Raw genomic sequence first — 19,709 nt, 5'->3', positions numbered from 1 at the left:
CAATAAAAAAGTTCTTATTTCTACATACACAACCAAAGTCAATACTTCAATAACTTTGACCAGATAAGTAACCATCCCCCCGTTTTATGATGGGCTTATTCAGTACTCAGTACTACTGGTAGTGATGTAGTTGAGTTCTGCAATTATCTGTGATTTATCCGATAGATTACCATGAAAATTCACGTAGGTATTGATTTAGTTGCCATGCTAAACACCATCAAAAATCGTTATTGCATAGTGGTTTTGGCATGATTTTTTGTAAAATTATCAAAAAAACAATACTAAATCTTTATAAGCTATTGTCGGATTTTACATTTGCTTAATCTAACGATAGTCAGAAGTTATGGGGTTCTGAGTTGGCTGATAATAAATAGGAGTGGGGAGTTTACCGAAATCAGTTAGCACTTTGGATTTATTTTAGTGCTGTAAATGTTCATTAGATGCAAAAAAACACACGTAATACTTATGTTAGAACCACTGGGTTTTGAACAATACTCCATAAATACCTCACTAGGTAGGATGGTCTACTATACAGCTACTAGATCGCCTTGGCAGGATAAAAGTGAAAAATCTGACAAGGAAACTTTGCTATTTCTGCATGGCTTTGGTGGTGGGTCGTCTGCTTATGAGTGGTCGAAGGTGTATCCGGCTTTTGCGGCTGAATATCGGGTGATTGCACCGGATTTAATCGGTTGGGGTCGGTCTGAACATCCGCAACGCAGTTACAAAATTGAGGATTATTTGACGACGATTCGAGAGTTTATTGAACAGACTTGTACAACTCCAGTCACAGCGATCGCTTCTTCTCTGACGGCAGCGTTTATAATTCGAGTAGCGATCGCACATCCTGATCTATTTAAGTCGTTGATTTTGGTCACACCATCTGGGATTTCGGATTTTGGCAAGACTACTCCCGCAGCTTTTTTGCCCAATTAGTCAGCGTGCCTTTGGTTGACCGGTTGCTGTATAGTACTGGAATTGCGACAGATGCAGGTATTCGTGGCTTTTTAGAGCAAAGACAATTTGCCGCAAGTAATCGAGTTTATCAAGAGATTGTGGACGCTTATTTACAATCTGCACAACAACCAAATGCTGAATATGCAGCATTATCTTTTGTGCGTGGAGACTTGTGCTTTGATTTGTCTCTTTACATTCAACAGCTAAAAACTCCCACTGCTATTATTTGGGGACAAAAATCACAATTTACAGGCCCAGAAATTGGTCGTCGCTTTGCAGAAATGAATCCCCAAGCTATCCAGTATTTTCAACCTTTAGAAAACGTAGGGTTAACACCGCAATTAGAATTACCTGCGGTGACGATAGGATTAATTCGTAAATTTTTAACTTTGCTGAATGGGTGATTGGGGAAACTTCGACAAGTCTTAGAGGATGTTTGAAAAGTTTAGGGACGTATAATTTGTCATTCTGTTGGCGTTCACGTAGTGTGCCGTAGGCATAGCGTGGCGTTAGCCATGTGGAGTCTTACGCAACGAAGAATCTGGAGTTTAGCCCACATACTGAGATGCTACGTTCCTCAGCATGACATGGAAGGAGACTTTTCAAACACCCTCTTACAGTGAGCTTGTCGAACTACTCAGTGCATCGCTGGGGACTGGGGACTGGCTCACAGGGGTAGGTTTTTAATATTAACTGTAAAGGCAGGACTAGGAAGACAAGGAGGGAAGGTAGACAAGGAAGATTTGATACGCACAATGGTATTTTGACGGACTGTTCTTGTTACCAAGAGAATCTGATTTTGCACGGTTTTCCTCCCTTGTCCACTGTCCTCCCTTGTCATCCTTGTCTTGCCCTCACGACAATGTAAAATACCTACCCTTGTGAGCTGGGGACTGGGGGAGATTAGGAAGCAGAGGAAGAAATTTATTTACCAATCACCAATTACCCATTACCCATTACCTATTACCCATTACCAAAATGCTATTTATCTTTTAAGCGAATATCAATAACGGAAGCATTAAAGTTGTAGTTAAAACCCTCTAACTCAAAAGGCATCCCAATTTTAACTTTATTATTACCTAAAACTGGACCGCTGTTGGTAAGTTCAGCCGGACCTTCTAAGGTCAAAAGAAAATCTCTACTAAAATTATTGGCTCTTGGATCTGGCAATTCTTTAACAGAACCATCTGGTTGGGGAACAGTGATTGTTCTGGGCAGTTCTTGAATGGATTTAATACCAATTTCACCATAGGGTTGATTACGAATAATCACATTGGTTTTACCACCCTTGTTAAATCCTTGTTTAAATAATTGCTCAGGGTCGCGGACGTTTAAACCACGGACTACTAAGTCTACTTCAATAGGTAGCGTTTTTTTACCAAGTTGAGCTACAGAACCGGAAGTTCCGGGAAATATAAAAATGCCAATTATAACTAGTAATATTACCAGCCCAGCACCTAAATCGAGTAAGTTGATTTTGCCGAATAAGCGACCTTTGGAATCTAAAATAGGCATAACAGGTTTTCTGAAATTAAAGTGAAGTAATAAATCAAAGCGGCGGAAAGGTGGAGTTATGCGACAGTTTATCACGACTGAGACAGTTCCGATCTGTGGGAGTGGAAAGCTGACTCAGAAAGCATTTGATAATTTCTGATTCTTAATCATAGCTTAGACTTTGAGAGTTCTCCGGCTTGTTATGCTGATATCTATACGGTTGTTTAGATTAGGGATATTGAGTTGAGAATGCAACTTAGCTATCTGTAAATACGTCCTCTATTTTAAGTTCTCACACAACTCTATTTTCACAGGATTATGATTAACTGGAATGGATTTTTGGTAAAATACCGTTTAGGGAGACGACCTTGGTTTTACCCGTTGATTTCCTTAAGTGTTGCTTTGAGCCTGTGCTTGAGTACACCTCTACCAAGTCAAGCTTTCGATTTTTTACCGCTGTTATTGCAAGGTGTGCAGGTGTTTCAGTTGTCGAATATGTCTGCTCGTCAGGAAGTTGAGCTTGGTAGGCAGATGAATGATCAATTGCGCCAAGAAGTCAGAATTTCTCGTAATCAAGAGCTTAATAGCTATGTGGAGCAGATTGGTAGACGTTTAGCCGTGAATAGCGATCGCTCTAATATCCCTTATACTTTCCAAGTGGTTGAGGATGATGCTGTCAATGCTTTCGCTACTTTGGGTGGTTTCGTTTATGTGAATACGGGGTTGCTAAAAGTTGCAGATAATGAAGCAGAACTAGCGAGTGTTATCGGTCATGAAATGGGTCACATTGAGGGTCAACACCTAGTTAAGCAGATGCGACAAAGAGCGATCGCTAGTGGTGTGGCTACAGCAGCCGGCTTAAGTCGCAGTCAAGCAGTAGGTATAGGTGTGGATTTAGCTCTCAATCGTCCTCGTAGTCGTCAAGATGAATATGATGCTGACAAAAGAGGACTAGCAAGTTTAACGCGGGCTGGTTATTCTCAGTTAGCGATGGTTTCGTTTATGAAAAAGCTACAGGGAAGAAGTTCTGTTCCCACATTTTTGAGTACACACCCTGGTGCAAGCGATCGCGTTAAGGCTCTCCAAAATCAAATTAATAGCCAACCGAGTAGCGGCAATTATGGCTTAGACAGTACAGCTTATAAGGCTAATATCCGAGCTTTTTTACGATAAAAAATAAAGTAGTGAAAAATTGTAGGGTGGGTTAGCGTAGCGTAACCCACCATTGTTCCTTGCCATCAATAGAGACATTCCAGAGAACGTCTCTACCAAATTGGGATATTTTCTACTTACTTGCTTGTTCAGTGAGTTTGGTAAGTACCTCATTTGAACGTTCAACAAATGATTTCATTCCTTCAGCATCAAAGCCTTTTTGAGACATCAACGCTAAATCATAAACGTGTTGACAAATCATTTTTGTTAACTGCGCCGTAGGTGACTCACCATCACCTTGAATAATGCTACCTTGATTGAGATTAACAAGGTTTTGAATCAAGGGATGTGCAGTATTTACTAACAAAATATGGTCTTCAGGAAAATCAGCATTTTGCTGTTGCATCATTGCGGTCATTTCCCGCATACGACGGAGAATTTCTGGTAACAACACCATTGCGGGTGGTGTTCCTTGAGGATTATCTGATTTTAAAGCTTCAGTGCGGATATTAAGTTTGGGTTTATTGAGTGCTGTCTCAAATAATTCTTTGATTGACTCACTCTTAGTTTTGTTAGTGGTGGGATCAACTATTTCCCCATCTTTATTATCCAACAAAGTATTATCTAAGTCAGAATCTACCCGTGTAAATTTGACATCTTGATATTCTCTTTCTAGGAAGTTAATAAAGTGGGTATCAATGAAGGAGTCCATAAATAGGACTTCTAAACCTTGATTTTTGTGGAGTGCGATATATGTAGCTTGACTCGCTTCATCGGTACTGTAAAAAACGCGGTTTTCGTTACGTTCTTTGTTGCGTTCTAGATATTCTTTGATGGTGGTGTATGGTGTGCTGCTAGTGTTGCCAGATGGGTTGACATCTTGCCACACATCACTTTCTGAAGATTGGACTTCAACTGTGGGGGTTTCAGCAGTTTTGGTTTCTAATGTGGCAGTGCTGCGGAAGATGAGGATATCTTCGACTTGTTTTTTAAATTTATCGTCGTTGAGAACGCCAAATTTAACGAAGGTTCCTAAGTCTTTCCAAGCACTGATGTATTTTTCGCGGTCGTCGCGGTATAATTCTTTGAGTCTGTCGCCTACTTTCTTGGCTATGTAGTCACCGATTCGTTTAACGGTGCGATCGCCCTGCAAGGCACTACGAGAAACGTTCAAAGGTATGTCAGTGCTATCAATTACACCCCGCATGGGCATCAAGAACTGCGGGATAATCTCTTCACAGTTATCACTAACAAACACTTGATTGCAGAATAACTTGATTTGTCCCTTTGTCACATCCACATCAGGACGCATTTTGGGGAAATACATAATCCCGTTCATCATAAACGGATAATCAGTATTCAAATGCACCCATAACAGCGGTTCTTCTTGGAAAGGATAGAGATAGCGGTAAAATTATAAATAATCTTCATCAGTGAGATTACTGGGAGATTCTCGCCAAGCTGCTTTTTGTTTATTTAATACTTCACCTTCCAGTTTAATGGGAACTGGCATGAAGTCGCAGTAAGTTTTCACCAGATTTCTGATTCTGACTGCTTCTAAAAATTCCTCTTCTTCACCTTCGAGAAAGAGGGTAATCGTAGTCCCGCGAGTGGTGCGGTTTGACTCTGATAAGGTAAAGGCTGGAGAACCGTCACAAGTCCAGTGAACCGCTTGAGAACCTTCTTTGTAAGAGAGAGTATCAATTTCTACTTTTTTTGCCACCATGAAGGAAGAATAGAAACCTAAACCAAAGTGACCGATAATCGGTTGATCTGATTTACCTTCATACTTGTGGATAAATTCTTCTGCACTGGAGAAAGCAACTTGGTTAATGTATTTTTTTACTTCCTCAGCCGTCATACCGATACCAGTATCGCTGATGGAGAGAGTTTTGTTATCTTTGTCAATAGCGATCGCAATTTCGTCTTCGCCAATATCTCCACTATACTCCCCAGCACGGGCTACCATCTTTAATTTTTGGATAGCATCTACCGCGTTGGATACGAGTTCCCGCAAGAAGATTTGATGATCTGAATATAGAGACTTCTTGATAATTGGGAAAATATTCTCAGTATGTATACTGATAGTGCCTTGTTCTAGCATAGTTATCCGTCTGTTTTACTTGCAGATATCATTCTGACAATCAATTTTCGACGATCTATGTCTTTTTGGAGGTAAGGAATACCTCTTAATTATGATTCGGATTACACTACCATCTGTGGGGATTGGGGACTGGGAAGAGAATTTTAGTTGAGAGTTTTAAGTAATTATGATGCAATGGGTGTATTCGACTGTTTTAATGAAAACGTCATGGAACCTACAACTTTAGCAGTTGCCATTGCTACCATATTTCTGACCAAAGCCTTAGAAAAATCCGGTGAGACATTTAGTGAGAGTTTAACAAAAAAGGTTGGTGAAGCGATCGCTAAAATCCGCAACCATTCCCCACAAACAGCCACAGCATTAGCAGCAGGTAATCCAGAAGCATTAAATCTCACTCCAGAAGTCCTCAACCAAATCCCACCCGATCCGATTTTTGCTGAGTTGGTTGCTACTGCTGATGTAGAAGAAAATGCCACATTTGCGGACAAGCATCAAGCACTGAAAGCAGGTGGCACAATTAACATTATTGGTAAACAGATTAACATTTCACAAGCTGGTACAGGCAACACTCAAACAAACAACTTCAGTAATTTCTGAATCTATGATGAAAGTACGAGAAGTTATCAACTTGCTTGAATCAGATGGTTGGTATTTGGTAACAACAGAAGGTAGTCATCGTCAGTTTAAACATCCAACAAAGCTAGGCAAGGTAACGGTATCGGGAAAAATGAGTGATGATGTCAGAAAAGGAACGTTAGGAAGCATTCTCAGACAAGCAGGACTCAAATAATGGATAAGTATCTGATCGTTCTGGAAAAAACCGCAACAGGATTTTCCGCATACTCCCCTGATGTGTGGGGTTGCGTTGCTACAGGTGAGACGCTGGAAACAACATTAGAAAATATGCGTTCAGCCCTAGTTTTCCATCTTCAAGATAACGAATCAATTCCTCAACCTCGTGGTATTGATGCCTATTTGGATGCGTTACGCGAATCAGAAGGAGAGGAATTTTATCTCACGCATATTGGTGTGGGTATTTTGAAATAATCTCTCACAATCTTAATTTGAGCAATTTAATTCAGGAGGTTTGAGTTATGGAAGAATTGCTAGAACTTCAACAATTGCTGATTAATGGCAATATTCCTGGTGCGTTGCTGCTAGTTGAAGAAATGACCGAAATGAGCAAAGATGATAAGCTGAATAAAATTTTTAGTTTCGGTATTATTTTACTACTGCATTTGATTAAACAATCAGCCGAAAAACGCTCAACAAAATCTTGGGAAATATCTATTTCTAATTCAGTTAAGCAAATTCAACGCACCAATAAAAGACGCAAGACAGGTGGAAATTATTTAACTTTAGCAGAATTGCAAGAAACCCTAGAAGATGCCTACCAATCAGCTTTAAATCAGGCAGCATTAGAAGCATTCGCAGGTAAATATGATGAGGAAGCAATAGCAAAAATGGTAAATAAAGAGATGATATTAGAACAAGCTATTGGCTTAATTTCAGCCAATCCCACATAAACAAAATACCACTTACTCAAGATTGAAATCAAAATCTGATTCTTGCGTAGAGGTAATTCATGAATTACCCTTGCGTTTCTCGTTCCCATACTCTGTATGGGAATGAATTCTAGAAGTCTCTGACTTCAATAATAGCAGAGGCAGAGCCTCGATGATAGCATTCCCAGTCTCAGACTGGGAACGAGATAACGAGATAAACACTTTTTAACTACAATTTTCCTATGAACTTTAACAACATTGACAAACAAATAATTATCACACAAGCCGGCGAAGGTAATACCCAAATTAATAACTTTCCCTCTCTTCCACCACAACTACAAGCAAACCCTTTCACACCACCCCAACCCCGTGAAGGTGGACTGTTTGGACGCGAAGAGGAATTAAAAGAACTCCATCAATTATTGCAAAGTGGTAAAAACGTCTGCGTTGTCTCCGGTATGGGTGGAGTTGGGAAAACTGGACTGGTGCGAGAATATGCCAATTTAACAGAATGCACATCATTCTTTACTGGTGGAGTCTATTATATTGATGCCAGAGATAGGCAAAATATGGCTGCGGAAACTATCGCTTTGACAGAGTGGAGATTTAAAAGTGAAGTACCAAAAAATTTATCACCTCAACAAATGGTAAACGCTTGTTGGCAAGCATGGAAATATCAAACAGAAAATGTATTATTGATTCTTGATGATGTATCTGGTTTGGTAGAAAATATCAAACCCTATTTACCACCAGCAGATTTAGTAAAAATCCGTTTGTTGATGACTTCGCGGGAAACACCAGATAAACGCATTGCGGAAAAATTAGAATTACAAGTATTGTCAGAAGCAGCAGCAGTAGAATTACTAGCTTCAATTATTGGACAAGGAAGAATAGATGCAGAACCAGAACAAGCTAAACAGCTTTGTTATGAGTTGGGATATTTGCCTTTAGCTTTAGAATTGGTGGCATATTATTTAGATGATGAAGACCATCAGGATTTATCACTGTTAGCAATGCGTGGTAAGTTACAAGAAAAAGTTAAACATCCTTCATTATCACCAGAACAAGTACCGGGAGGAATGCAAGCAAAAAGAGGTTTACAAGCTGCATTTGATTTAAGTTGGGATGAATTAAAACCAGAAGCGAAACATCTCGCTTGTGTATTTGGTGCTTTTGCAGCTTCTCCTGTTCGTTGGGGTTTTGTGACAGCTATTTATCAACAGTTACAAGGTGAATCATTTAATCATGATAATTTAAAAGACCGTTGGTTAAAATCTTTAAGAAAACTGCATCTAGTGATGACTGTTGAAGAGAATATTTATAATTTACATTTACTTATTCACGACTATTTTAGTCAACACCTGAAACAAGATTCTAACTACAGCCAAATTCAACAAGGATATTGTGATGTTTTTGTTAATATTGCTGGTGATGTTAATCAATCAAGCAATCTAGAAACATTCAATTTAATTGAACCACATCTCAAAAAGATGATTGATTGGCGTAAAAGTAATGAAAATACTCAACTTGCTTACAGTTTAAATCAATTAGCACTACTGTATGAATCACAGGGACGGTACAACGATGCTGAACCTCTTTATTTGCAATCTTTAGATATATGGAAACGCCAATTAGGTGCTGACCATCCTGATGTCGCTACCAGTCTCAATAATTTAGCAGGATTGTACAGATCACAAGGACGTTACAACGATGCTGAACCTCTTTCTTTGCAATCTTTAGAAATCTGGAAACACCAATTAGGTGCTGACCATCCTGATGTCGCTACCAGTCTCAATAATTTAGCAGGATTGTACAGATCACAAGGACGTTACAACGATGCTGAACCTCTTTCTTTGCAATCTTTAGAAATCTGGAAACACCAATTAGGTGCTGACCATCCCTCTGTTGCTTCCAGTCTCAATAATTTGGCAGAATTGTACAGATCACAAGGACGTTACAACGATGCTGAACCTCTTTATTTGCAATCTTTAGAAATCAGGAAACGCCAATTAGGTGCTGACCATCCTGATGTCGCACAAAGTCTTAATAATTTGGCAGCATTGTATAACTCACAAGGACGTTACAACGATGCTGAACCTCTGTATTTGCAATCTTTAGAAATCAGGAAACGCCAATTAGGTGCTGACCATCCTGATGTCGCACAAAGTCTTAATAATTTGGCAGAATTGTACAGATCACAAGGACGTTACAACGATGCTGAACCTCTGTATTTGCAATCTTTAGAAATCTGGAAACACCAATTAGGTGCTGACCATCCTGATGTCGCACAAAGTCTTAATAATTTGGCAGCATTGTATAACTCACAAGGACGTTACAACGATGCTGAACCTCTTTATTTGCAATCTTTAGAAATCAGTAAACGCCAATTAGATGCTGACCATCCCTCTGTTGCTACCAGTCTCAATAATTTGGCATTATTATATGAAGCGCAAGGACGTTACAGCGATGCTGAACCTCTTTATTTGCAATCTTTAGAAATCTGGAAACGCCAATTAGGTGCTGACCATCCTGATGTCGCTACCAGTCTCAATAGTTTGGCAGGATTGTACAGGTCACAAGGACGTGACAATGATGCTGAACCTCTTTATTTGCAATCTTTAGAAATCAGAAAATGCCAATTAGGTGCTGACCATCCCGATGTCGCTACCAGTCTGAATAATTTGGCATTATTATATGAAGCGCAAGGCAAATATTTAGAAGCTGAAAATTTAGCTAAACAAGCATTAGTAATATATCAAAAAAGATTAGGCAATCAACATCCCAGTACGCAAAACGCAGCAGTTACAGTAAAAGCCTTACATATAATGAGACTTTTGCATTGCAATAAGGAAACATTGATTGATATTCTCCAAGCTCTTGCACAACAAGCAAACCTTCCTGAACTCAATAATGAAACAGCATTAACTTTGCTAAAAATGATGGAAAGGAATCCTGAGTTATTGTCATCTATTCGAGAGTATTTGCAACAGCAAACAGAAGCATTGGATGATAATACATAAAAACAAGTTTGTAATGCAATCATAAAATTGTCTGAATCAGGATATCCAGGATTATAGGATTTACAGGATTATAAGTGTCAAAATACTTGATAAATTACTAAAATCCTGAATAATATCATGTTTGAATCAAATAAATATAGTGCGATTTTGTGGGAAATTTTCACAAAACTAATTCTGCTTTGCGTAATTTATCGTTAACTTATCAAAAACCATTAAGAACAACTACTCAAACCATAAATAGAAACCTGTTTAGATAGAAAATGACACGGTGATTAAAGTGAAATCCATAAATCATCCACAATAATCACTCTTGTATCTATCATCCTGTAAATCCTATAATCCTGGAAATCCTGATTCAGACAATTAGAAGTTTTGCCAAATTAAGAGGGAGATTCAAAACTTATATCTTCATAAACATCATTTATAGAACATTGAAAATCTACACTTGCTAAATTGAGATTTTCCTCCTTTCCATAACTATAAAATAACCATTGACCTTCTGAATTACGACGGAAAACATCTACATTGATTTTATTTTGACTAATTAAAACATATTCCTGAAGTGATTCTAAATTACGATAGTCAGCAAATTTATCACCTCTATCAAAAGCTTCTGTAGTAGGAGATAAAACTTCGATAATTAAACAGGGATAACGTAAAAAGTTATTAAAGGCTTTATCTCTTTGATCACAACTAACAATTACATCAGGATAATAATAAATATCCATTGTTTCAATATGTGCTTTTGTATCGGAAATATAAGCCTGACAACCTTTTCCGCGCAGATGATTTCTTAGCATTGAAGCAATATTGAGAGTAATAACTACATGAGTATTACTAGCACCAGCCATTGCATAAACTTGTCCCTGTCTGTATTCATGTTTGATAGGGCTTGTTTCTTCTAATTCTAAATATTCTTCAGGAGAAATATAGTTAGAACTAGGATTTGCAATCATAAAAAATACCCTCGGTAAATATATTAGATCATGCAATATAATCTCATGGGGGTAATTGTCCACCCCACAAGATATATAAACTTACGCCTCAGAAGATGCTTCAATTAATTTCACTGTCTTTTTGCCCACTGATACTTTAACTGATTGTTTTTTAGCGAAAGTTAACCCATGTTCACCCTTATCAATGATGATTGTGTCCCCAGAGATAAAGGTATTTTCTAATAACTTGGTAGCAAGGGGGTTTTCAACTTCGCGCTGAATTGACCTTTTTAACGGACGTGCGCCATAAACTGGGTCATAACCTGCTTCTACTAAGTGGTCACAAGCTGCTTGGGAGATTTCAAAGGATATTTTCTGCTCTTTTAAGAGATTTTCTACCCGTTTGAGTTGAATACGGATAATATGCCGCATTTCTGAACGGTTGAGGGTGTGGAAGAGTATTAAGTCATCAACACGGTTGAGGAATTCGGGACGGAAGTGACTTCTTAAACCTTCCATAACTCGGTTTCGCATCATGTCATATTTGCTATCATCACCAGCGACATCGAGAATATGTTCACTACCGATGTTGCTAGTCATGACTATGACGGTATTGCGAAAATCTACTGCCCGTCCTTGGGAATCAGTAACTCTACCATCATCTAATACTTGCAACAGAATATTAAATACATCGGGATGGGCTTTTTCAACTTCATCTAAAAGCACGACAGAATAAGGATGGCGGCGAATTGATTCGGAAAGTTGTCCACCTTCTTCGTAGCCGATGTAACCAGGAGGCGCACCCACGAGGCGAGAAACCGAGTGTTTTTCCATATACTCGGACATATCTAACCGGACTAAAGCATCATCAGAATCAAAGAGAAATTGAGCTAAAGCGCGGGCGAGTTCTGTTTTACCTACGCCTGTTGGCCCCATAAACAGAAATGAACCAATGGGTCGTCCGGGGTCTTTCATCCCTGCACGGGCGCGACGAATAGCCGCAGAGACGGCGGAAACGGCTTCTTCTTGTCCGATTACCCGTTCATGTAAATGGCTTTCGAGTTGAAGTAATTTTTGCCGTTCTGATTCTAAAAGACGATTTACGGGGATTCCTGTCCATTTGGCGACGATTTCGGCAATATCGGCTTCTGTGACTTGTTCCCGGAGTAGGGTTGAACCTTGATTTTGAATTTCTAACAGTTGTGCTTCTTTAACTTCGCGATCGCGCTGCACTCCCTCCAATTTGCCATACTTAAGTTGGGCAGCTTTATTCAAATCATAATCTCGTTCTGCTTGTTCAATTTGTACCCGCAGAGCATCTTCTTCTTTCTTTAAAACGCTAATAGCTTCTAATAACTGTTTTTCACCTTGCCATTGCTCATTAAATTTTTGCTGTTTTACAGTTAAAACGCTGATTTCTTGCTCAATTCCCTCTAAACGCTCTCTAGTTGGGGAATTAGCTTTTTCTTCTCCAGATAATGACAGCTTTTCCATTTCTAGCTGCATTATACGTCTGTCAATGGTTTCTAATTCCGCTGGTTTGGAGGTAATCTCCATTTTCAATTTCGCTGCGGCTTCGTCTACTAAGTCAATAGCTTTATCGGGTAGAAACCTGTCAGCAATATAACGCGCTGATAAAGTTGCGGCTGCGACTAAAGCAGAGTCAGAAATTTTCACATTATGATGCACTTCATAACGTTCTTTTAAACCCCGCAGAATCGAAATTGTATTTTCTACGCTTGGTTGGTCTACATATACTTGTTGAAAACGGCGTTCAAGTGCAGCATCTTTTTCTATGTGTTTGCGATATTCATCTAAGGTAGTTGCACCGATACAACGCAATTCACCCCGCGCTAACATAGGTTTTAGCAAGTTTCCAGCATCCATTGAACCTTGTTGGTTAGCACCAGCACCGACAACAGTATGAAGTTCGTCAATAAAGAGAACTATTTGCCCGTTTGATTCAATAACTTCACGGAGAACATTTTTTAAACGGTCTTCAAATTCACCTCGGTATTTTGCGCCAGCGATTAAACTACCGATGTCTAAAGATATCAATTGACGATTCTTCAAAGATTCGGGAACGTCGCCGTTGACCATTCTTTGGGCTAAAGCTTCGGCGATCGCAGTTTTACCAACTCCCGGTTCACCAATTAAAACAGGGTTATTTTTACTACGACGAGATAAAACCTGAATTACCCGACGAATTTCGTCATCTCGGCCAATCACAGGATCTAATTTTCCGGCTTTTGCCTGTTCTGTCAAATCTCTACCAAAACGTTTTAATGCTTCGTAAGGTGCATCTGTAGATTCTGGTTCTCCCACCTTTTGAGTCACTTTTTGGGTAGTGCGAACAGTTTTAACAGCAGCTTCTAACTTAGCTATATCTACATTTAAGCCTTTAAATATTTTTCTGCCAATGCGATCGTCTTCAGCTAAAGCCAGGAGTATATGTCCCTCGCCAATTTCCTCTTCTCTCATTCTCGCTCGAATTACTTCAGCGCGATCAAGTAGCAAATCTAAATTGCGTCCTAAGTAAAGCTGATCACTTTTACCAACTTTCGGCTGACGTTGGGTATAAGCTTCTAGTTGCTGTTTTAAACGGTTAGAATCAACATCTCCACGGGCTAAAATACCTGTAGCTAAACTTGTAGGTTCTTCTAAAAGAGCAATAATTAAATGTTCGACTTCTAATTGCTGTTGTTGATAAGCACGGACTATATCCTGAGATTTAGTAATCGCTTCCCAGGCCGTATCAGTAAATTTATTAGGATCTGTAGGCTGCATCTGTAGAATTTTGGATTTTAGTTGAGAAATTGGGGAATGGGGAAATTTTAAGTATATAGACTAGCAATACCTTTTGCTGTGCCTACAAACAGGGAAACAGCCGAAAACATAGTGTTGCTTCATACTACATATTTAGTCTTTTCCTAGTATCCCACTCCACCCAAATAACGATCCAAACATAATTAGCGTATATCCGCTTATATCTTCGGTGGCAATTTGAGATTGGTAATTTAGTAATCCCCTTTTCCCTAATTTAGCTGAAGCCTGAGTAAATTGGCCTTTTTGTGCTTTACCTAAATTTTTTGGTGAACAAATTACTGTTTCACCAGTTGGTTTTCTGATTCTGCTTTTTCAGCTGTTCCGTGAGTAGCCAATTGAATTAACTCAACTTTATACCCATCTGGATCTTCCACAAAAGCAATGACAGTAGAACCATGTTTCATAGGCCCTGGTTCCCGGACTACCTTACCACCACGATTTTTAATTTCCTCACAGGTAGCGTAAATATCATCTACTCCCAAGGCAATATGACCGTAAGCATTACCCAATTCGTACTTTTCCACGCCCCAGTTATAAGTTAATTCTAGTACGCTATGGTCGCTTTCTTCGCCATAGCCAACAAAAGCGAGGGTAAATTCTCCACCTGGATAATCTTTGCGTCGCAGTAATTTCATTCCTAGTAGTTCACAGTAAAATTTTAATGACTCTTCTAGGTTGCCGACTCGCAGCATTGTGTGTAGTAATCGCATATTCATACCTTTGTTCAATTCTTATATTTTATCAAACAGAATTCAAAATTTAATTCTGTGCGAATGTATCTTTAATTGCAAAGAACATTATTCAGACTTTCTTCTACAGTAAAGGGAGATTCTTTAGGAAAGAAATTTAACTTAATTCCTGTTTCATGGGAGGCTTGAAGACGTGCTTTTTCGTAACAATCTGCAAATACTTCTGCCAGTAGAGGTTGCAAACTGGGACTATCTTCTAATAGTGTTTCAATACAAATACGTTGCTCTGCAATAGTACTGCGCCAACTTTCAGAGCGTTTTTCTGGTTGATATTGCCATTTTAACAAGTGCATTAATAATACAATTAAACGGTTTTTTAACTCCCGTTTTTCACTTCTACCCATGCTTTCGATTTCTTCAATCAGATTTTCTAAATCAACTTCTGCAAATCTTCCTGCTTTTAATTGTTTAGCTGTTGTGTCTATCCACAGATAAAAATCTTGGTCGTAAAGATGAGCTTTTGTAGTTACTTTTGTTTGGGGGGTTGTCATAATATTTTTAACCTCCTATTGTTCTAATATAGCAGGAGTCAGAATTCAGTAGTAAAACCCTTGTGTAGCATGAGTTTTACCATTAATTGATGTCTTAATCACCCTGTCCATTGCTATATAACAAATAAATTTAAATTATGGTGCTTTAGTTCAATTCCTGTAGCTCTATCCATGTATATACAAAAATCACTCTCTTGATTCCTGATTATCTCCAAATCCTTGACGAGCAAAGATTTCAATCATCTCGCTGCGGGTCAAATTATTTGCTGCCGCTAATTCATCCAACTTTGCCCAAGCGGTATCTGTGAGCCTGATAGACCGCAATTTTTTAGTCTCAGAACCATAATCAGCCTGAAATTTACCTCCTGGTGTGCGCTTGCGTCTGGGTGATTTATGCCTTGTACCGGAATACTTGTCGCCATGTATATCTATTTTATTACTGGTGATTAAATTAACTAAATTATCAATCAAGCGATCGCTCTCCATTGGCAAAATCTCTCGACTATGCAGCATATTTTGAAGAATTGTGAAATGGATTAATGTCCCCTTAAAAATCCGTGCAGCCACCTCTGGGTCAGGTAATTGTAGTTCTGGATGGGCTTGAAAATATTGGGTAATCACCTCCAACGCAGGTTTATCTACATTGCGGACGAATACTTGCGCTAGTAAGGGAAACCTGCCTGATTCGCCAATAATCAGCCTCACAAGACCCAGTAATTCCTGCGAACAATTAGTATTATCTAAAATATTTTTTGCCAAGCGACGCAGCACAATCTCCGGTTCACCTTCCAGAAATCCGGGTTCAGGGTTAAAAACGTCCAAATATTTTTGCTGTGCTAATCCTTCAATCAATGCAGTGAATAATCCTTCTTTATCCTGAAAGTAGCTGTATACAGTTGCTTTCGATACCCCTGCGGCTGCTGTCACCCTATCCATTGTTGTCGCAGCGTAACCATGTGCCAAAAATTCCTGCATTGCACCAGCCAGGATAGCATCAACTTTATCTGCTAACAATGATTGTCTTTGGTTTTGCGCTCCTTGTGAAAGCGATCGCTCTACAAGACTTTCTTCTACAGCTTTGTTCTTTTTTCGCATATCAGCTACCCAGATTAATTTTTCCGGTGACTATTGACATTATTGTAATGAACAGTTTAGTTTAATAGAGTCACTAAACTAATTAGTTTACCTACCATTCTAAATCTAAGAGAGAAACTTATGGTGCGTGATGTAGCATTTAAACCTAGTTCCCGACCAATAATTATGCTGGGAACAGCGATAATTGTCGGCATTGGTAGCTTACAAGGGTATAGAATTTTACAAAACCAATCTAAAACTGCCGAGCAAACTCAAGTCTCCCAAGTCAGCATACCGCCAATTAAGACTGTGACAGCATTAGGAAGACTTGAACCCAAGGGAAAAATAATTAAACTTTCCGCACCCGCTTCTAGTCAAAATAGCCGAGTAGAGACACTTTTGGTTAAAGAAGGGGACAACGTTAAAACTGGGCAAATCATAGCCATTTTGGATAATCGTCCCCGTCTCGAAGCCGCTTTTCAAGAAGCCCAAGCATCAGTGAAAGTTGCCCAGGTAAACTTAGAAAAAGTGCAATCTGGTGCGAAACTAGGCGAAATAAACGCTCAAAAAGCTGAAATTGACCGAATAGAGGCGCAAAAGCTAGGAGATGAAACTGGACAAAGACAAGCCGTAGCTAGATTAGAAGCGCAATGGCAAGGTGAGACAACAGCACAACAAGCAACAATTAATAGACTCCAAGCTGAACTCAAAAATGCTCAAGTAGAACTGCAACGTTATCAGCAACTTTACCAGGATGGGGCAATTTCTCAATCTTTATTTGATACTAAAAGCCTCAGTGTTGATACCATCACCCAGCAATTGAGTGAAGCGAAAGCCAACCTCAACCGCATTGATAGCACAGGACGTAAGCAAATTAGCGAAGCTAAAACCGTCCTCAGCCGGATTAATGCCACAGGTAGCAAACAAGTTAGTTCAGCCACAGCCACCTTAAACCAAATAGCCGAAGTGCGTCCGGTAGACATAGAAGCAGCAAAAGCTGAAGTTAACCGTACTATAGCCGCAGCCAAGCAAGCCAAGGCAAATTTAGACCAAGCTTATGTGAAATCACCCCAAAATGGTGTAATTTTTGACGTTTATACCCGTTCCGGTGAAGTAGTATCCAACGACGGAATTGTGGAAATTGGACAAACTAACCAGATGTATGCGGTTGTAGAAGTTTACCAAAATGATGTAAGTAAAATTACTCCAAAACAAAAGGTAAAAATCACCAGCAACTCCCTACTAGGTGAATTACATGGAACCGTAGATTGGGTAGGCTGGAAAGTAAAACGGCAAAATGTGATCAATAGTGACCCTAGTGAAAATATTGATTCTAGAGTTGTTGAAGTTCATGTACAGCTAGATCAAGCATCCAGTAAAAAAGCAGCAAAATTTACTAACTTACAAATCAAGGCAGTAATTTTACTATGATAGGATTAATTCAAGAACTACAAAGACGTACACCTTTGGGATGGTTGCAACTCAACCACCATAAAAGTAGGTTATTAGTTGCTTTATCCGGTATTGCTTTTGCTGATGTCCTCATTTTCATGCAACTTGGCTTTCAGAACGCCTTGTATGACAGCAATACCACCTTAAACCGCGCTGTGCTTGCAGACATCGTTTTAATCAGTCCGCAAAGCCGAAATATGCAAAATATGTCCACTTTTTCCCGAAGACGACTCTTTCAAGCAGCTGATGTACCCGGTGTTAAATCAGCCGAAGCCATGTATATCGGTTTAGTCACCTGGAAAAATCCCCAAACACGCCGCAAGACCTCAGTGCAAGCGATCGGATTTAATCCTGAACAAGCTGTATTAGATATACCAGAAATCAACGCCCAATTAGATAAACTTAAATTACCAGATAACTTCCTTTTTGACCGGGGTGCTAGAGGTGATTATGAGCAGGTATTTAGCAAAATTGATGCAGGTCAAATTGTCAGCACAGAAATAGAAAAACGGACAATTAATATTAGTGGATTATTTAAATTAGGAGCATCATTTGGGGCTGATGGTACATTAATTTCTAGCGATGAAAACTTTCTCCGCATCTTTCCTAAACGACAGGTAGGAGGCATCAATCTCGGCTTAATTTCCATTCAACCAGGCTATGATCCACAACTTGTTGCCCAAGCATTAAAATCACAGCTAAAAAATGAAGATGTGAAAGTTTTTACCAAGCAAGAATTTATTAAATTTGAAGAAGATTATTGGAAAAAAGAAAGTCCTATCGGCTTTATATTTACAGTAGGCGTATCTATGGGATTTATTGTTGGTGTCATTATTGTTTATCAAGTTCTTTCCACAGATGTAAATGCCCATCTCAAAGAATATGCAACATTTAAAGCAATGGGATATCAGAACTCATATTTATTAGGTGTAATTTTTGAAGAAGCAATTATTTTGGCAGCATTGGGTTTTATTCCTGGATTCATAGTACCTTTAGGACTTTATCAACTGACTAGAAACGCCACCAACTTACCAATATACATGACCTTAACAAGAGCGTTAATAGTTTTTCTATTGACAATCATCATGTGTGCAATTTCCGGCACAGTAGCCACTGGTAAACTACAATCAGCCGATCCAGCCGATATGTTTTAAACACTTCACAATCACTCTTTACGTCTCTGCGTGAAAAACTTCTTTAAAACCTCGATTATGCAAACTATTAATTCTCTAAAACCAGTAATTTCAATTCAAAATCTCGACCATTACTTCGGAACTGGACAACTGAAAAAACAAGTATTATTTAATATCAATCTCACTATTAATACAGGTGAAATTGTCATCATGACTGGGCCATCAGGTTCAGGAAAAACCACATTATTAACCTTAGCTGGTGGGTTACGTTCTGCTCAATCAGGAAGCTTGCGAATATTAGGTGAAGAATTATGCAAAGCTAATCCCAAACAACTCACCCAAGCACGACGCAATAACGGTTATATCTTCCAAGCTCATAACTTACATGGTAGTTTAACAGCACTGCAAAACGTGCGAATGGGTTTAGAATTACAACCAAAAATATCAACTCAGGAAATGCTTAATCGTTCAAAAGCAATGCTAGAAGAGGTAGGATTAGGAAATCGAATTGATTACTACCCAGATAGTTTATCAGGTGGACAAAAACAACGAGTTGCGATCGCACGAGCATTAGTAAGTCAACCTAAAATCGTTTTAGCAGATGAACCGACAGCCGCACTGGATAAGCAATCTGGACGGGATGTGGTAGAATTAATGCAGAAATTAGCAAAAGAGCATGGTTGTACAATTTTGCTTGTTACCCACGATAACCGCATTTTAGATATAGCAGATCGTATTGTTTACATGGAAGATGGTCATCTCGTCAGGGATACTGTAGGTGCGGTGACTGCGTAAAAGCGAAATTATTATTACCTCA

General features: G+C 39.1%; 15 protein-coding genes and 2 pseudogenes. 10 read left to right on the top strand and 7 right to left on the bottom strand.

All coding sequences use genetic code 11. The annotated features are described in order from the left end of the window. The first annotated feature begins 465 nt into the window (after positions 1-465). Positions 466-1,361 (top strand): annotated as a pseudogene (locus AC012T_RS15895) (alpha/beta fold hydrolase). Between the two features lie 577 nt (positions 1,362-1,938). Here the strand turns inward: AC012T_RS15895 and AC012T_RS15890 are convergent. Beyond that, positions 1,939-2,472 (bottom strand): DUF4330 domain-containing protein, encoded by a 534-nt coding sequence (locus tag AC012T_RS15890; RefSeq protein ID WP_487059762.1) that lies wholly within the window; start codon positions 2,470-2,472, stop codon positions 1,939-1,941. Positions 2,473-2,769: 297 nt separating this feature from the next. Here AC012T_RS15890 and AC012T_RS15885 point away from each other — a divergent pair, with 297 nt between their 5' ends. Further along, positions 2,770-3,624 carry a M48 family metallopeptidase gene (locus AC012T_RS15885; RefSeq protein WP_487059761.1) on the top strand — a complete coding sequence of 285 codons (855 nt, stop codon included), beginning with the start codon at positions 2,770-2,772 and terminating at the stop codon, positions 3,622-3,624. Between the two features lie 112 nt (positions 3,625-3,736). Here the strand turns inward: AC012T_RS15885 and htpG are convergent. Then, positions 3,737-5,707 (bottom strand): annotated as a pseudogene (htpG, locus tag AC012T_RS15880) (molecular chaperone HtpG). Between the two features lie 147 nt (positions 5,708-5,854). Here htpG and AC012T_RS15875 point away from each other — a divergent pair. From AC012T_RS15875 to AC012T_RS15855, 5 genes are all read left to right on the top strand, one after another. Beyond that, positions 5,855-6,304 carry a hypothetical protein gene (locus AC012T_RS15875; RefSeq protein ID WP_487059760.1) on the top strand — a complete coding sequence of 150 codons (450 nt, stop codon included), beginning with the start codon at positions 5,855-5,857 and terminating at the stop codon, positions 6,302-6,304. Positions 6,305-6,311: 7 nt separating this feature from the next. Continuing rightward, entirely contained in the window at positions 6,312-6,497 is a 186-nt protein-coding gene (locus tag AC012T_RS15870) for a type II toxin-antitoxin system HicA family toxin (protein WP_487066622.1), read from the top strand. After that, positions 6,497-6,754, top strand: coding sequence for a type II toxin-antitoxin system HicB family antitoxin (locus AC012T_RS15865; protein ID WP_487059759.1), 258 nt, complete (start codon positions 6,497-6,499; stop codon positions 6,752-6,754). The genes AC012T_RS15870 and AC012T_RS15865 overlap by 1 nt, the downstream gene beginning before the upstream one ends. A gap of 47 nt (positions 6,755-6,801) precedes the next feature. Then, positions 6,802-7,233 (top strand): DUF29 family protein, encoded by a 432-nt coding sequence (locus tag AC012T_RS15860; RefSeq protein WP_487059758.1) that lies wholly within the window; start codon positions 6,802-6,804, stop codon positions 7,231-7,233. A gap of 221 nt (positions 7,234-7,454) precedes the next feature. Further along, complete coding sequence (locus AC012T_RS15855) at positions 7,455-10,232, top strand: tetratricopeptide repeat protein (RefSeq protein ID WP_487059757.1); 2,778 nt, start codon at positions 7,455-7,457, stop codon at positions 10,230-10,232. Between the two features lie 380 nt (positions 10,233-10,612). Here the strand turns inward: AC012T_RS15855 and AC012T_RS15850 are convergent, their stop codons facing one another. From AC012T_RS15850 to AC012T_RS15830, 5 genes are all read right to left on the bottom strand, one after another. Beyond that, on the bottom strand, positions 10,613-11,188 hold the full coding sequence (locus AC012T_RS15850) for a Uma2 family endonuclease (RefSeq protein ID WP_487059756.1): 576 nt from the start codon (positions 11,186-11,188) through the stop codon (positions 10,613-10,615). Positions 11,189-11,269: 81 nt separating this feature from the next. Further along, positions 11,270-13,954 (bottom strand): ATP-dependent chaperone ClpB, encoded by a 2,685-nt coding sequence (clpB, locus tag AC012T_RS15845; RefSeq protein ID WP_487059755.1) that lies wholly within the window; start codon positions 13,952-13,954, stop codon positions 11,270-11,272. A 314-nt stretch (positions 13,955-14,268) separates the two neighbouring features. After that, the gene (gene gloA / locus AC012T_RS15840; protein ID WP_487059754.1) at positions 14,269-14,703 is read right to left on the bottom strand and encodes a lactoylglutathione lyase; all 435 of its coding nucleotides are present in this window, start codon (positions 14,701-14,703) and stop codon (positions 14,269-14,271) included. A 71-nt stretch (positions 14,704-14,774) separates the two neighbouring features. Next, entirely contained in the window at positions 14,775-15,233 is a 459-nt protein-coding gene (locus AC012T_RS15835; RefSeq protein ID WP_487059753.1) for a DUF29 domain-containing protein, read from the bottom strand. Positions 15,234-15,419: 186 nt separating this feature from the next. Continuing rightward, complete coding sequence (locus AC012T_RS15830; RefSeq protein ID WP_487059752.1) at positions 15,420-16,328, bottom strand: TetR/AcrR family transcriptional regulator; 909 nt, start codon at positions 16,326-16,328, stop codon at positions 15,420-15,422. A 120-nt stretch (positions 16,329-16,448) separates the two neighbouring features. Between AC012T_RS15830 and AC012T_RS15825 the strand changes: the two genes are divergently transcribed. The 3 genes from AC012T_RS15825 to AC012T_RS15815 are packed head-to-tail and all read left to right on the top strand — an operon-like array spanning position 16,449 to position 19,687. Continuing rightward, positions 16,449-17,738: an ABC exporter membrane fusion protein gene (locus AC012T_RS15825; protein ID WP_487059751.1), complete on the top strand. Its 1,290-nt coding sequence runs from the start codon at positions 16,449-16,451 to the stop codon at positions 17,736-17,738. Then, on the top strand, positions 17,735-18,913 hold the full coding sequence (devC, locus tag AC012T_RS15820; RefSeq protein WP_487059750.1) for an ABC transporter permease DevC: 1,179 nt from the start codon (positions 17,735-17,737) through the stop codon (positions 18,911-18,913). Before AC012T_RS15825 ends, devC begins: the two co-directional genes overlap by 4 nt. A gap of 57 nt (positions 18,914-18,970) precedes the next feature. Then, positions 18,971-19,687: a DevA family ABC transporter ATP-binding protein gene (locus AC012T_RS15815; RefSeq protein ID WP_487059749.1), complete on the top strand. Its 717-nt coding sequence runs from the start codon at positions 18,971-18,973 to the stop codon at positions 19,685-19,687. The last annotated feature ends 22 nt before the right edge of the window (positions 19,688-19,709 follow it).

This window comes from Anabaena sp. EIM26 (genome assembly GCF_057568715.1).
The sequence above is the reverse complement of the archived record's forward strand: the minus strand, read 5'-3'. Positions and strand labels throughout refer to the sequence as shown.

Coding starts and splice junctions, on each gene's coding strand:
- AC012T_RS15890 (WP_487059762.1), bottom strand. CDS start 2,472: ATGCCTATTTTAGATTCCAAAGGTCGCTTATTCGGCAAAATCAACTTA.
- AC012T_RS15885 (WP_487059761.1), top strand. CDS start 2,770: ATGATTAACTGGAATGGATTTTTGGTAAAATACCGTTTAGGGAGACGA.
- AC012T_RS15870 (WP_487066622.1), top strand. CDS start 6,312: ATGAAAGTACGAGAAGTTATCAACTTGCTTGAATCAGATGGTTGGTAT.
- AC012T_RS15865 (WP_487059759.1), top strand. CDS start 6,497: ATGGATAAGTATCTGATCGTTCTGGAAAAAACCGCAACAGGATTTTCC.
- AC012T_RS15860 (WP_487059758.1), top strand. CDS start 6,802: ATGGAAGAATTGCTAGAACTTCAACAATTGCTGATTAATGGCAATATT.
- AC012T_RS15855 (WP_487059757.1), top strand. CDS start 7,455: ATGAACTTTAACAACATTGACAAACAAATAATTATCACACAAGCCGGC.
- AC012T_RS15850 (WP_487059756.1), bottom strand. CDS start 11,188: ATGATTGCAAATCCTAGTTCTAACTATATTTCTCCTGAAGAATATTTA.
- clpB (WP_487059755.1), bottom strand. CDS start 13,954: ATGCAGCCTACAGATCCTAATAAATTTACTGATACGGCCTGGGAAGCG.
- gloA (WP_487059754.1), bottom strand. CDS start 14,703: ATGCGATTACTACACACAATGCTGCGAGTCGGCAACCTAGAAGAGTCA.
- AC012T_RS15835 (WP_487059753.1), bottom strand. CDS start 15,233: ATGACAACCCCCCAAACAAAAGTAACTACAAAAGCTCATCTTTACGAC.
- AC012T_RS15830 (WP_487059752.1), bottom strand. CDS start 16,328: ATGCGAAAAAAGAACAAAGCTGTAGAAGAAAGTCTTGTAGAGCGATCG.
- AC012T_RS15825 (WP_487059751.1), top strand. CDS start 16,449: ATGGTGCGTGATGTAGCATTTAAACCTAGTTCCCGACCAATAATTATG.
- devC (WP_487059750.1), top strand. CDS start 17,735: ATGATAGGATTAATTCAAGAACTACAAAGACGTACACCTTTGGGATGG.
- AC012T_RS15815 (WP_487059749.1), top strand. CDS start 18,971: ATGCAAACTATTAATTCTCTAAAACCAGTAATTTCAATTCAAAATCTC.